The organism is Snodgrassella sp. W8158, assembly GCF_016100435.1.
Lineage (GTDB): Bacteria > Pseudomonadota > Gammaproteobacteria > Burkholderiales > Neisseriaceae > Snodgrassella > Snodgrassella alvi.
This window is the reverse complement of record NZ_JACFSM010000001.1, coordinates 762828-775743: the sequence shown is the minus strand read 5'-3', so window position 1 is coordinate 775743 and position 12916 is coordinate 762828. Positions and strand designations below refer to the sequence as shown.

The window sequence follows — 12916 nt, the reverse complement described above, 5'->3', positions numbered from 1 at the left end:
ACAATGTGGTGTTAATCCGGAAATTAAAGAGCGATACATGGTAAAAGCAAAAGGTTTGGGTGCAGGACTGGATGCCCTGCTTGGTTCCGGTAGCGATATTACCGGAGGGGATCGTTTAACAACAGTAGCAGTTACAGATATTATTCCCGGGCGTTATCAGCCTCGAACCCAGATTGATGATGAAGGGTTACAGGAACTGGCTGATTCAATTCGTGCTCAGGGCGTTATTCAGCCAGTAATCGTACGTGAAATGGGGCTACATCAGTACGAACTTATCGCTGGTGAGCGTCGCTGGCGTGCTGCTCAGCTTGCCGGGTTGCAGGAAATACCCGTAGTCATCAAAAGTATTACCGATGAAGCTGCGCTGGCCATGGGACTGATTGAAAATATCCAGCGGCAGAACCTGAATCCTATCGAAGAAGCCCGGGGGTTGAAGCGTCTGGTAGATGAATTCGGTCTTACACATGATACAGTAGCCAAAGCAGTTGGACGTAGCCGCAGCAGTATTTCTAACAGTCTCCGTTTACTTAATCTTCCTCAACCGGTTCAGGACCTGATGTATGGCCGTCAGCTGGAAATGGGACATGCCAGAGCTTTATTAACTTTGCCGGTTATCCAGCAAATTGACCTGGCACAGAAAGCAGTACAAAATGGCTGGTCAGTACGGGAAGTTGAGCGTCGCTGTCAGCAAATTCAGGCTAAACCGGAGGCTGCCAAACGCCATCCGGCAGAAAAAAGCAGTGAAGTTCAACAAATAGAAGCGGCGCTTGAGCAGCGTTTTTCTGTGCCTGTGCAGGTACAAAGTAAAAATCAGCGCAGCGGCCGGATTATTCTACAGTTTGATAATCCGGAAACTTTAAGTCATTTATTACAGAAATTAGGACTAGAATAATTCCTGCAAACAGAAATTAACTGTGGCAAAATTGTTTAGTTGGGTTATCAGTTTAAGCAATATTGTAGAAATATATAGAAAAATTAATTAATTAGGTGTAGTTAATTTAACAAAATTTCACAAAATTACTTGACGATATTGTATTAGTTGATTATATTATTGCAGCTTACCGAAGTGTTTTTCAGGGTAACAGAATGAAGTGGATCATGTTTTGGCAAACAGTCATGTTGTTTGCCGCAGTTTGCGTGTCCGCATGGTTGTGGAATTATTCTGCTATCTGGTCAGCAGTATTAGGTGGGCTGAGTTACCTGATACCTACATTACTGGCGATATTAACTATTATTGCTGCAAAAAAATTACCGGCGCTATTACCTGCAACACTGTTAATGGCCGAGATTAGCAAAATTCTGATGATATGCCTGATGATGTTATTGGTGTATTTATGCTATTCCGCTGTTAACTGGTTTGCTTTCCTGACAGGACTAATACTGGTCAGTCAGGCTGGATTGTTCACATTTAGAAAAAGATTGTTATTATGAGCGGCACAGAGATGACTCCGGGCGAATATATTAGCCATCATTTAATTAATTACACCCAGAAATCACCAGATTATCAGACAAATCTGGTTGATTTCTCATTTCTTGATCTGGATACACTATTCTTTTCCATTCTGACCGGTGTAATCGCTTCTGCTATCTTGTTTATAGCAGCAAAACGTATGAAAGCAGACGTGCCAACCCGTTTTCAGGCTGCAATTGAATTGCTGATTGAATTCGTTGACAGTGCCTGCAAGGATATGATTCATAACGAGAAATCTCGTAAGATTATTGCTCCTCTGGGGCTGACTGTATTCATGTGGATTCTCTTCATGAATATCATGGATTTATTGCCAGTAGATTTACTGCCATGGGCATGGCAGCATGCTACCGGTGATCATCATGCCTATTTGCGTGTAGTACCTACTGCCGATCTGAATGCAACCATGGCCATGGCGATTTCAGTCTTGTTTTTATGTTTTGTTTATAATATTAAAATCAAGGGACTGGGTGGCTGGATTCATGAATTATTCAGTGTGCCGTTCGGTAACAAAGTTTGGTTGTTTATCCCAAACTTTCTGATGAATATTATTGAGTTTTTCTCCAAAACCCTTTCACATGGTATGCGACTGTTCGGTAATATGTATGCCGGTGAAATTCTGTTTATGGTTATTGCCTTAATGGGTGGTGCATGGGGTGTGTCCGGTGCCGCCGGTGTCAGTGATGTTATGCTGTTTATCCTGCAGATTATTGCAGGTCTGGCATGGGCTATATTCCATATTCTGGTAATCGCCCTGCAGGCCTATCTCTTTATGGTACTGACTTTTGTTTATCTGGGTCAGGCTCACGATTCCCATTAAGGGTCAGTTTATTTGTTGTAGTATTCTCTTTTTTTATATTTAAGGAGTTAAGTAAATGGGTGGTTTAATCGCTATCGCTTGTGGTCTGATGATTGGTATTTCTGCAATGGGTGCCTCTATCGGTATTGGTATGCTGGGTGCAAAATACATGGAATCTTCTGCCCGTCAGCCTGAATTAATGGGCTCATTGCTGGGTAAATTCTTCATTATCATGGGTATGATTGATGCTACGTTCATTATCTCCCTGGGCGTATCATTCTTATACTTTATCAAAATTGGTGGCTGATAAACTTGGATTTGCTGGTTGTTAACTGTTTTAATTAATAAACACAAATTCTAAAGGTTTAATCGTGAATATCAATGCAACCCTAATCGCACAAGTACTCGTTTTTATCATGTTTGTGCTATTTACGATGAAATTCGTATGGCCACCCATTGTCAAAGTACTTGATGCCCGTGCCGACAAAATTGCCGAAGGTTTGGCTGCTGCCGAACGCGGGAAAAACGATTTTGCTCAGGCGGAAAAACGCGTTGCTGATATCTTAGCCGAGGGTCGCAGTCAGGTCTCCGAAATGGTGGCCAATGCAGAAAAGCGTGCCGCGCAGATTGTTGAAGATGCCAAAACGCAGGCATCAGAAGAAGCTGCCCGTATCATGGCTCAGGCAAAAGCTGATGTTGAGCAGGAAGCCAACAGAGCCCGTGAAGCATTGCGTCAACAGGTGGCTGATTTGGTTGTTAAAGGTGCCGAATCTATCCTGCGCAGCGAAGTTAATCCTTCACGTCACGCTGATTTACTAGCGAACCTGAAACAGGAGCTGTAATCCCATGGCTGAGTTCGCAACCATAGCCAGACCATATGCAAAGGCATTATTCAGTCTGGCACAAGAACAGAATCAAATTGAGTCTTGGTTGGACGAACTGAAAACACTGGCTGAAATTATTCTGCAACCTAAAGTGCAGTTACTGATTGACGAGCCGGAATGCGAATACACAGAAAAGGCAAAACAAATCCTGTCATTAGTGGATTTTACGCCGGCTGATGAATTAAAAAATTTCATCTTTCTGTTAGCGCAGAACAAACGCTTAACAGTTTTGCCAGAAATTTATACGTTATTCCAAGACTATGCTTTGTCCCTAAACGACATAAAAGAGGCCACTGTATATACGGCTTATCCCATTGACGAACAACAATTTACACAAGTCGTTTTAGATATGGAAGCCCATTTCAAAAGCCGGTTGAAAGCGCGTCAGGTGGTTGCCCCGGAATTGATTGGTGGCGTAAAAGTAGAAGTTGGTGACCAAGTATTGGATTTGTCGGTGCAAGGCAGATTAAACAGCCTGCATACGGCATTGATGAATTAGGAGAGTTTTCATGCAGCTTAATCCTGCTGAAATTAGCGATTTGATTAAAGCTAAAATCGCAAACCTGAACGTTGATTCAGAATTACGTACCCGCGGTACTGTAATGTCTGTAACTGACGGGATTGTGCGCGTTCACGGCTTATCAGACGTGATGCAAGGTGAAATGCTCGAGTTTCCCGGCAATACATTTGGTCTCGCCATGAACCTGGAGCGCGATTCTGTAGGTGCCGTGATTCTGGGTGAATCAGAACATATTAAGGAAGGTGACGAAGTTACCTGTACCGGCCGAATTCTGGAAGTACCGGTTGGCCGTGAACTGATTGGTCGCGTAGTTGATGCACTTGGCCGCCCGATCGATGGCAAAGGTCCGATTAATACTACACACACTGCTCCGGTAGAAAAAATTGCTCCCGGGGTGATTGCACGTCAGTCTGTAGATCAGCCAATGCAAACCGGTTTGAAAGCCATTGACTCAATGGTACCGATTGGTCGTGGTCAGCGTGAGCTGATTATTGGTGACCGTCAGACTGGTAAAACAGCCGTGGCACTTGATGCCATTGTTAATCAGAAAGATACCGGTGTTATCTGTATCTATGTTGCTATCGGTCAGAAAGCTTCTTCCATTGCCAGTGTAGTACGTAAACTGGAAGAACATGGTGCCATGGATCACACCATCATTATTGCTGCCACTGCATCAGAAGCAGCTGCACTGCAATATATTGCGCCATATGCCGGTTGCAGTATGGGTGAATATTTCCGTGATAACGGTGAAGATGCGCTGATTGTATACGATGACCTGTCTAAACAGGCTGTGGCGTATCGTCAGATTTCCCTGCTTTTGCGTCGTCCGCCAGGCCGTGAGGCTTATCCGGGTGATGTATTCTATCTGCATTCACGTCTGCTGGAACGTGCTTCCCGCATTAATGCACATGAGGTAGAAGAACTGACCAAAGGTGCCGTTAAAGGTAAAACCGGTTCTCTGACTGCTTTGCCAATTATTGAAACTCAGGCCGGTGACGTATCTGCATTCGTACCTACTAATGTAATTTCGATTACAGACGGTCAGATATTCCTGGAAACAGACCTGTTTAACTCTGGTATTCGTCCTGCTATCAATGCCGGTATTTCAGTATCCCGTGTAGGTGGTGCAGCACAGACTAAAGTCATTAAAAAGCTGGGCGGCGGTATTCGTCTGGCACTGGCACAGTACCGTGAACTGGCTGCATTCTCGCAGTTTGCTTCTGATCTGGATGAAGCTACCCGTAAACAGCTGCGTCATGGTGAAGTTGTGACGGAACTGATGAAACAGAAGCAGTTCAGTACACTGAGCACAGGTGAAATGGCGCTGACACTGTGGGCGATTAATAACGGCTCTTATGATGATGTGCCGGTATCAAAAGCATTGGCCTTTGAAGCAGAATTTTTAAGCTATGTGCGTACCCAGTGTCCGAATGTGTTACAGGACATTGATACAACCGGCGCTTTGAGCGATGATAATGCCAAAGCATTGGACAACGCCATGAAGACCTTCAAATCGTCTTACAGCTTTGCGTAAGCGTGTTATTGAAAGGAGTCTGAAATGGCAGTAGGAAAAGAGATTCTCACCAGAATTCGCAGTGTTCAGAATACTCAAAAGATCACTAAAGCGATGCAGATGGTGTCAACCTCTAAAATGCGGAAGACTCAGGAACGGATGCGTCAGGCGCGTCCGTATGCCGATAAAATTCGTCTGGTGATGAGCCATCTGGCACAAACCCATTCTACTCATAATGTACCTTTATTGCGCAGTAATAATGACAGCAAGCGTGTTGGCTTTATTGTTATTACCACAGATAAAGGCTTGTGCGGCGGATTGAATGCAAATATTTTAAAAGCATTCTTTCATAAGGTGCAGGAATGTGAGCAGAATGGTCTGGATGCAGAGATTGTGTGTCTGGGCGGTAAAGGGCTGGCAGCCTGTAACCGTGTGGGTCTGAATGTCATTGCCAGTGCTGTGGGTTTGGGTGATACACCCAAAGTAGCTACATTATTAGGTCCGTTAACGGAAATTTTCCAGCGCTATGCCGAAGGTAAACTGGATGCTATTTATCTGGTTTATGCCGGTTTTATCAATACTATGCGTCAGGAAGCACGTCTGGAAACCCTGTTGCCGATTGGTCAGAATGTTCTGGATGAAGTATCTGAAAGCAAAGAGTTCGGCTGGGAATATGTATACGAACCATCACCACAGCAGGTGCTGGAATTTTTAGTCCGCCGTTATTTAGAGTCTGTGGTTTATCAGGCCTTATCTGAAAATATGGCTGCCGAACAGGCTGCACGTATGGTAGCGATGAAAGCTGCTACTGATAATGCAAGTAATGCCATTAAAGAATTGCGTCTGATATATAACAAATCGCGTCAGGCAGCGATTACCACAGAGTTGTCAGAAATTGTGGCCGGTGCTGCTGCTGTTTAAGCAGAACAGGTCAAATAAACTTAGGATGCGATAATGAGCCAAGGCAAAATCGTACAAATCATTGGTGCGGTAGTGGACGTTGAATTTCCGCATGATACTATCCCCAATGTGTATGACGCTCTTAAACTGGTTGATACTGATTTAACTCTGGAAGTTGAACAGTTACTGGGTGATGGTATTGTACGTACCATTCCGATGGGTACTTCCGATGGTCTGAAACGCGGTATGGCCGTAATCAATACCGGTGCTCCGATTACCGTACCGGTAGGCACAGCTACTCTGGGCCGGATTATGGACGTTTTGGGTCACCCGGTAGATGAGGCAGGTGAAATCAAAACCGATACTACCCGTTCTATTCATCAGCAGGCACCGAAATTTGATGAACTTTCCAGCTCTACTGAATTGCTGGAAACCGGCATCAAGGTGATTGATTTGCTGTGCCCGTTTGCTAAAGGCGGTAAAGTTGGTCTGTTCGGTGGTGCAGGTGTGGGTAAAACCGTCAACATGATGGAACTGATTAATAATATTGCTAAAGCACACAGTGGTTTGTCTGTGTTTGCCGGCGTTGGTGAACGTACCCGTGAAGGTAACGACTTTTATCACGAGATGAAAGATTCCAACGTACTGGATAAAGTAGCGATGGTATATGGTCAGATGAATGAGCCACCGGGTAACCGTCTGCGTGTGGCATTAACCGGGCTGACCATGGCGGAATATTTCCGTGATGAAAAAGATGAAAATGGTAAAGGTCGCGATGTATTGCTGTTCATCGATAACATTTACCGTTACACACTAGCCGGTACTGAAGTATCTGCATTATTAGGACGTATGCCATCTGCTGTGGGTTATCAGCCGACACTGGCTGAAGAGATGGGACGCTTACAGGAGCGTATTGCTTCCACTAAAACTGGTTCTATCACGTCTATTCAGGCCGTATATGTACCTGCGGATGACTTGACTGACCCGTCTCCGGCTACTACTTTTGCCCACTTGGATGCTACAGTCGTGCTGAGCCGTGATATTGCCTCTTTAGGTATTTATCCTGCTGTAGATCCGCTGGATTCCACTTCCCGTCAGCTTGATCCTGCTGTAATCGGTCAGGAACATTATGATGTTGCACGCGGTGTACAGACTACTCTGCAAAAATACAAAGAATTGAACGATATTATTGCAATTCTGGGTATGGATGAATTGTCTGATGAAGACAAGCTGACTGTAAACCGTGCGCGTAAAATTCAGCGCTTTTTGTCACAGCCTTTCCACGTAGCGGAAGTATTTACCGGTGCGCCGGGTAAATATGTATCTCTGCGTGATACTATTGCCGGCTTTAAGGCTATTCTGAGCGGTGAATATGATCACTTGCCAGAACAGGCTTTCTACATGGTAGGCAATATCGAAGAAGCTGCTGAAAAAGCGAAAACCCTAAACTAAGGAGCACTTGATGAGTACCATGCAAGTGGAAGTGGTGAGTAATGAAGAAAGCATCTACTCCGGAGAAGCAAGTTTTGTAGTTGTGCCTACTCTGGAAGGTGAGCTTGGTATTTATCCTCGCCATGAACCCATTATGAGCCTGGTGCGTCCTGGTGCCTTGCGTTTGACAGTGCCTGGCCAGAAAGAAGAAATTCTGGTAGCCGTATCAGGTGGTGTCCTGGAAGTACAGCCGGATAAGCTTACGCTGTTGGCGGACGTGGCCGTTCGCAGTGAAGAAATGGATCAGCAGCGTGCCGAAGAGGCTAAAAAAGCAGCAGAATCAGGTATACATGAAGCCAAAGATGATGTTTCTCTGGTAAAAGCACATGTGGCTTTAGCTGCGGCAATTGCCCAACTGAAAACGCTGGACTACTTGCGCACGCATCGAAAATAAACAACTTTGATGGCGATTAATCTATAACTATCTGATTGCCTGACTGAGATGTTGAAAAGCCCAGACAATTTGTCTGGGCTTTTTATATCTGTACAGATTCAATGGAATGTTATCAACAATGAATTCATTAGATATATATCATTTAGTTGTTTAATGGTATTTGAATATGCTGGACATTTTATTGTATACAGGAAACTATGTTATATATGAAAAAAGCATATAGATGATCGTGATTCACTCCGTATCAGCAAACGTAATAATAGTGTAATATCGGCTCAAATAGATGGATATTACACTCTTGTTGGTAAATCACATTCAACTTCTATGCTTGTTTAGTCGGATAAATAGTTAATTCACTAATATTGGTATCTTCAGGTTGTTCAATAGCAAAATTTACTACGCGCGCAATGGCGTCAGGGCTGATGCCTACCTGTTTATAGAGTTCAGTCATACTTTGTAAAACAGCAGTATCGGTAATGCTTTGTAAAAGCTCGGTATTGATTGCAGCCGGATATAGGGTAGTGGTGCGAATATTGGTTTGTTCGGTTGCACTTTCCTGCCGGATCACTTCCATCAGATTGCGTACAGCAAATTTGGTGGCTCCATAAACACCACAACCCATAAAGCTTTTGATACCGGCTATAGAAGAGGTGGTAATAATATGTCCGGATTTTTGTTTAGTAAAAATCGGCATCACTGCAGCTATACCGTTTAGCACACCTTTCAGATTAATATCAATCATGTCATTCCACTGTTGAGTTTGAACGGCACTGATTGGTGAGTTAGGCATGATTCCGGCGTTATTGAATATCACATCAACGCCCTGAAAATGTTTTTGTGCCAGTTCGACCAGTGTCTGCAGTTGTTCCGGTTGGCGCACATCTGTAACCTGATAAACTGCCTGACCGCCAGATTGAGTAATTTCCTGTTGCAATAATTGCAGTTGCTGTTCACGGCGTGCTGCCAGAACAACTTTAGCTCCGTTCCGAGCCAGTAAGCGGGCTGTTGCCGCACCAATACCGGATGATGCACCGGTAATAATAACAACCTTATTCTGAACACTCATATTTATTCCTTTGCAGATTGTAAAATTGAACATTACCGGCAGAAAATTTAATAAACCGGCATTTACTGTCTTCAAACAAATCAGAATAGTTTGCAAATAAGTCTATAATCTGACAATTAATTTGTTTGATATGATGATTATTGCACAGATTACTTTTTAGTATCGTGATATATTTCTTTAGCCAGATTAAATGCTGACCATGCTTTGGGCCAGCCAATATAAAAAGCCAGATGAGTGATAATCTCAACGATTTCAGTTTCAGTAATACCGTTTTGTCGTCCGATGTTTAAATGCGCCCGTAACTGCTCAAAGTTACCGGCACTGATCAGTGCGGCAATAGTAATCATGCTGCGCTGATGTGCCGGTAATTGTTGTTCGCGAGACCACACCTCTCCAAAAAGTACTTCATCATTAAAATGTGCAAACAAGGGGGCAAAATCACCTAATAAATCATGGCCTGCTGTCTGTTTTTTCATGGTTTTCTCCTATAGATTAAAAAAGATAAGTTAAAGATTGTTGTAATCACTGCTGTCTACCGGTTTCAGCCATTCACTTTGACCTTTAGTAATGGCTATATGGCTGAACCAGCTGTCTTTAGTGGCACCATGCCAGTGTTTGACTCCGGCATGAATGACTACCGAATCCCCGGGATTTAACAGTCGCGCTGGTTTATCTGCTTCCTGATACCAGCCTTGTCCTGCTGTAACAAGCAGAATCTGATAGCCATGCAGATGTTTGTGCCAGTGATTATGGCAGCCCGGCTCAAAAGTAACATTGCTAACATCGACATCTATTTGTTCATCGATAGCGGCTAAATTAGATAAATAGCTTTGGCCGATAAAATATTGTGCATAATTAATATTAATCTTGCCTTGCGGAAAGATCTGTTTGAATGCTGTAGACATGGCTTACTCCTGTTGTTATCAGTATTTGAGTATAAAACTTAAAGTTAACTTTAACTCAAGAGTTATTTTGTATTGAACCAGAACCATCAACTTTAGATATAGTTTTAATTATGCAAAGATTAAAGTTATAAGATTGTAGATTTAGTTTTAGAAGTATAGCAGTTGTTTGAAGAAATCTGTCTTCATCGTAGATATGATGAAAAATATGCTATTTAAATATATTTAGTGCCTCGAATTTCTTATTCTTTGTATTATTACTTTTTGCCAGCATATCGAAAAGTTTTAGTAGTCTGGTTGGGTTGGCTTCCGATTCCGCTTATTATTAAATGGAAGAGTCAAAAGAGAAGCCGGATTATCAATTAATAAGTATTTAGCAAACGGATGAACATATATAAAACCCACATCATAATCACTACTTGGTAAAGGAAATCACTAAGTGAGGCTGCCAGATTCGCAGGCAAAATAATTTTGATATTATTTTGCTGCTCTAATGCAGTCAGTTCTGTTTAATACGGTTTTGCCTATGTAATAAACATCACTATTAATTAATTTTATAAAGATTGTTTTAATAATAAGGCTATTAATCATTGTTTTAGGTTAATAACGTGATAATTCTGTGTTTAATTTTTTCATCAGGTTCAATAATTTCCAGTTCTTGAATTGCGGTTTTAATTCTTTCTGACCAAAATGACCGATCCCATGCCTCTATAGTATTTAATGCTATATTGCGGTTTAGTATTACTGGGCTATTCAAGCCGATTAATATTAAGTCTTCTCCAACACCGGGAAAATGATTGAGTTCTTGTAAAATCAAATCTAATAAATTATGTGTGTCAATTTCTGTTTCATATTCATGGATTAATGCAGGGCCTGTTGCGATTTTAGCAAAATCATATTGTTGATTAGCTAATTGAATAACTTGCTTTATTCTCGGTAATGAATCACTTAGTAGTAAATAAGGCCACTGATCGCTATGATAATTTTTTTGATGTTCAAAACGTGCTTCCCATGCATCAAAGCCATATTGTGTATAAAGGTTTGCAGCTAGCTGAAATTGTTGCGTATCATTAGTTGTCAGCGTATTTTTAATCAAGTCTAACCATTTATCCTGCTTAATAACCTCATTTGCTTTGTTGATTATTTGATTTTTGATTTGCGTATCCCAGTTAGGATAATAATCGTTTACTTTATTAACCACAAAATCGTGTAATAACCAAACGGTTCGTAATATTTTCAGATCCGTTAAATTTGGTAGATTGAGTAAATGGGTTAAATAATTTAGACATACTTTAGCACCAGCAGCATAGTTATGCATATCCTGAGTGGGTCCGCCGTTTATCAGCGCTTCAATAATTTCACTTATGGAGCTGATTAATTCACTATCAATGGTTTTATGCGCTAGAGCTTTAGCTAATTCACCTGACATTGCACAGGTGTAAGCAAGATATTCATTCATCAAACTATTTCGATAGCCGGATCTTAGTAACCAGTCTTTTGTTGATGATGATAAGGGATATGTTACTAACCGATGAATGATATGGATACGCCCCCAACCATCAATTTTTTTTGCTAATGTCAGCAAGGCATTTTCAATATCGGTTTCAGATGATAGTGTATTTTGTAATGCGCCAGCAGAATATAATGAAAATTCTTCATGCATACCAAATAACAAAAATAATTCTGTTTGTTCGGTAGTAAAACATCCTAATATGGCAATACTGAATTTAATGATTTCACGATCCGGACTATTAAGTGCTAACCAATAAATAAATTCGTATAATTTATCAAAATCAATAATGAGTTTGGGTATTTCCTTAGTTAAATCTTCAATATAACTTAAGGTCCGTTCTGTTTGGACCAGGGTGTAAAGTGTTTCAATATCGGATTGATTAGGTTGCGCAGTTATTTTGGTGAGTAATGCTAAAATTTTTTCTACACAACTTTGTTCTGCAGAGGCACTATGATAATTTGTAATTCCATCCCTCATTCTTGCTGCCGGTTTTATTTTTCTACTATCTAAGGAGTGATCAGGCAGAATTTTGGCCGTTTCGGGAAGTTTATCCGCGTTTTGATAAGGAAGTAAAAACTGATAAATACTGGTTTTATGGTTATCCCATACCAATGGAAAGTGTTGGCAATTAATATTATTCAGGTATTCCATTATTTTTCAGATTTTTAATATTTTAGAGTTTTATGTATGGTGTTAATCTCTGGTAAAAATTAAGTACGGTTACCAGTACTGTCTGATTTTGCTGTGGTGGTTTGATTATACCTTAGCAATATATTAAGCATATGCTTTCCTGTATTATTATCTGAATATCTATTTTAAATTATATTTTTTATTCATTATCAAAGTCTTATTGCTATTTTTATACAGATTGATTCTTTATTTTACGCATTAAAAGGGTTAGGCAGGCAAGTTATTGCTCAGTCTGTTTGTTTTGCCTGATTTGCTATTACTTAGTTTTTAATATGAAATGATATTTTAAGTTGTTTGAGCTTTATTTTAGTGATGGGAATAAGAATGACAGAGTCACAACAATACAGTATCCGTGCTTTTGCGGATATATTCGGATTAACGCCGGCAACTGTCCGGTATTATGAAAGTCTTGGGCTGATTTCTCCGCAGCGCTCTGTCAATCAGCATCGTTTCTATACCGAAAAGGACGTTGACTGGATGCGTTTTATTTTGCATCTGAAAAATACCGGTATGAGTATGGAACAGCTTCAGCAGTATGTGTTGCTGCGCAGTCAGGGGGATATAACTATTACTGAGCGGCTGGAGTTGTTGTTACAGACTCGTGATAATTTTTTGCAACAGCAGGCAAAACTGCAAAAACATCTGCAGATTTTGAATGACAAGATTGAATGGTATCAGCGACGGCAGCAGGGTCTTTTATCTGAACAGGTGAGTTTTGCTGAATATTTAATCAGCAACGGCCATAGTCTGTAATGCTGTGCTCTGTCGTCTGGTTA

The 12916-nt window shown here is 41.4% G+C and carries 15 protein-coding genes; 11 read left to right on the top strand and 4 right to left on the bottom strand.

What is annotated here, in order from left to right; translation table 11 throughout:
* The first annotated feature begins 37 nt into the window (after positions 1 to 37).
* The 10 genes from H3V11_RS03350 (at position 38) to H3V11_RS03305 (ending at position 7969) form a co-directional block, all read left to right on the top strand.
* The gene (locus H3V11_RS03350) at positions 38 to 892 is read left to right on the top strand and encodes a ParB/RepB/Spo0J family partition protein (protein WP_084586238.1); all 855 of its coding nucleotides are present in this window, start codon (positions 38 to 40) and stop codon (positions 890 to 892) included.
* Between the two features lie 206 nt (positions 893 to 1098).
* Positions 1099 to 1431: an ATP synthase subunit I gene (locus H3V11_RS03345; protein WP_171991531.1), complete on the top strand. Its 333-nt coding sequence runs from the start codon at positions 1099 to 1101 to the stop codon at positions 1429 to 1431.
* A complete protein-coding gene (gene atpB / locus H3V11_RS03340; RefSeq protein WP_084586237.1) occupies positions 1428 to 2288 on the top strand; it encodes a F0F1 ATP synthase subunit A in 861 nt (286 codons plus the stop codon). The genes H3V11_RS03345 and atpB overlap by 4 nt, the downstream gene beginning before the upstream one ends.
* Positions 2289 to 2343: 55 nt before the next feature.
* Positions 2344 to 2574, top strand: coding sequence for a F0F1 ATP synthase subunit C (atpE, locus tag H3V11_RS03335; RefSeq protein ID WP_078475492.1), 231 nt, complete (start codon positions 2344 to 2346; stop codon positions 2572 to 2574).
* Positions 2575 to 2638: 64 nt separating this feature from the next.
* Positions 2639 to 3109, top strand: a complete 471-nt coding sequence (locus tag H3V11_RS03330) for a F0F1 ATP synthase subunit B (RefSeq protein WP_078475493.1) — start codon at positions 2639 to 2641, stop codon at positions 3107 to 3109.
* Positions 3110 to 3113: 4 nt separating this feature from the next.
* Positions 3114 to 3650, top strand: coding sequence for a F0F1 ATP synthase subunit delta (locus H3V11_RS03325; RefSeq protein WP_078475494.1), 537 nt, complete (start codon positions 3114 to 3116; stop codon positions 3648 to 3650).
* Between the two features lie 10 nt (positions 3651 to 3660).
* The gene (gene atpA, locus H3V11_RS03320) at positions 3661 to 5205 is read left to right on the top strand and encodes a F0F1 ATP synthase subunit alpha (RefSeq protein ID WP_025331624.1); all 1545 of its coding nucleotides are present in this window, start codon (positions 3661 to 3663) and stop codon (positions 5203 to 5205) included.
* Positions 5206 to 5229: 24 nt separating this feature from the next.
* The gene (gene atpG / locus H3V11_RS03315; protein WP_025331623.1) at positions 5230 to 6105 is read left to right on the top strand and encodes a F0F1 ATP synthase subunit gamma; all 876 of its coding nucleotides are present in this window, start codon (positions 5230 to 5232) and stop codon (positions 6103 to 6105) included.
* Positions 6106 to 6138: 33 nt separating this feature from the next.
* A complete protein-coding gene (atpD, locus tag H3V11_RS03310; RefSeq protein ID WP_025331622.1) occupies positions 6139 to 7536 on the top strand; it encodes a F0F1 ATP synthase subunit beta in 1398 nt (465 codons plus the stop codon).
* A 10-nt stretch (positions 7537 to 7546) separates the two neighbouring features.
* Entirely contained in the window at positions 7547 to 7969 is a 423-nt protein-coding gene (locus tag H3V11_RS03305) for a F0F1 ATP synthase subunit epsilon (protein WP_041881260.1), read from the top strand.
* Positions 7970 to 8291: 322 nt separating this feature from the next.
* On the opposite strand, the gene H3V11_RS03300 is transcribed toward H3V11_RS03305, so the two are convergent.
* The 4 genes from H3V11_RS03300 to H3V11_RS03285 form a co-directional block, all read right to left on the bottom strand.
* The gene (locus tag H3V11_RS03300) at positions 8292 to 9035 is read right to left on the bottom strand and encodes an SDR family oxidoreductase (protein WP_084565262.1); all 744 of its coding nucleotides are present in this window, start codon (positions 9033 to 9035) and stop codon (positions 8292 to 8294) included.
* A gap of 149 nt (positions 9036 to 9184) precedes the next feature.
* Positions 9185 to 9511, bottom strand: coding sequence for a carboxymuconolactone decarboxylase family protein (locus tag H3V11_RS03295; RefSeq protein WP_198223601.1), 327 nt, complete (start codon positions 9509 to 9511; stop codon positions 9185 to 9187).
* A gap of 30 nt (positions 9512 to 9541) precedes the next feature.
* On the bottom strand, positions 9542 to 9940 hold the full coding sequence (locus H3V11_RS03290) for a cupin domain-containing protein (protein WP_198223600.1): 399 nt from the start codon (positions 9938 to 9940) through the stop codon (positions 9542 to 9544).
* Between the two features lie 592 nt (positions 9941 to 10532).
* Positions 10533 to 12101, bottom strand: a complete 1569-nt coding sequence (locus H3V11_RS03285; protein WP_198223599.1) for a hypothetical protein — start codon at positions 12099 to 12101, stop codon at positions 10533 to 10535.
* 363 nt (positions 12102 to 12464) lie between these two features.
* Here H3V11_RS03285 and H3V11_RS03280 point away from each other — a divergent pair, with 363 nt between their 5' ends.
* On the top strand, positions 12465 to 12893 hold the full coding sequence (locus H3V11_RS03280; protein WP_198223598.1) for a MerR family transcriptional regulator: 429 nt from the start codon (positions 12465 to 12467) through the stop codon (positions 12891 to 12893).
* The last annotated feature ends 23 nt before the right edge of the window (positions 12894 to 12916 follow it).

Excerpts from the sequence above, each read along its gene's own strand:
- H3V11_RS03345 (WP_171991531.1), top strand. The coding sequence starts at position 1,099 with ATGTTTTGGCAAACAGTCATGTTGTTTGCCGCAGTTTGCGTGTCCGCA.
- H3V11_RS03305 (WP_041881260.1), top strand. The coding sequence starts at position 7,547 with ATGAGTACCATGCAAGTGGAAGTGGTGAGTAATGAAGAAAGCATCTAC.
- H3V11_RS03350 (WP_084586238.1), top strand. The coding sequence starts at position 38 with ATGGTAAAAGCAAAAGGTTTGGGTGCAGGACTGGATGCCCTGCTTGGT.
- atpB (WP_084586237.1), top strand. The coding sequence starts at position 1,428 with ATGAGCGGCACAGAGATGACTCCGGGCGAATATATTAGCCATCATTTA.
- H3V11_RS03325 (WP_078475494.1), top strand. The coding sequence starts at position 3,114 with ATGGCTGAGTTCGCAACCATAGCCAGACCATATGCAAAGGCATTATTC.
- atpE (WP_078475492.1), top strand. The coding sequence starts at position 2,344 with ATGGGTGGTTTAATCGCTATCGCTTGTGGTCTGATGATTGGTATTTCT.
- H3V11_RS03290 (WP_198223600.1), bottom strand. The coding sequence starts at position 9,940 with ATGTCTACAGCATTCAAACAGATCTTTCCGCAAGGCAAGATTAATATT.
- atpA (WP_025331624.1), top strand. The coding sequence starts at position 3,661 with ATGCAGCTTAATCCTGCTGAAATTAGCGATTTGATTAAAGCTAAAATC.
- H3V11_RS03280 (WP_198223598.1), top strand. The coding sequence starts at position 12,465 with ATGACAGAGTCACAACAATACAGTATCCGTGCTTTTGCGGATATATTC.
- H3V11_RS03300 (WP_084565262.1), bottom strand. The coding sequence starts at position 9,035 with ATGAGTGTTCAGAATAAGGTTGTTATTATTACCGGTGCATCATCCGGT.
- H3V11_RS03295 (WP_198223601.1), bottom strand. The coding sequence starts at position 9,511 with ATGAAAAAACAGACAGCAGGCCATGATTTATTAGGTGATTTTGCCCCC.
- atpD (WP_025331622.1), top strand. The coding sequence starts at position 6,139 with ATGAGCCAAGGCAAAATCGTACAAATCATTGGTGCGGTAGTGGACGTT.
- atpG (WP_025331623.1), top strand. The coding sequence starts at position 5,230 with ATGGCAGTAGGAAAAGAGATTCTCACCAGAATTCGCAGTGTTCAGAAT.
- H3V11_RS03285 (WP_198223599.1), bottom strand. The coding sequence starts at position 12,101 with ATGGAATACCTGAATAATATTAATTGCCAACACTTTCCATTGGTATGG.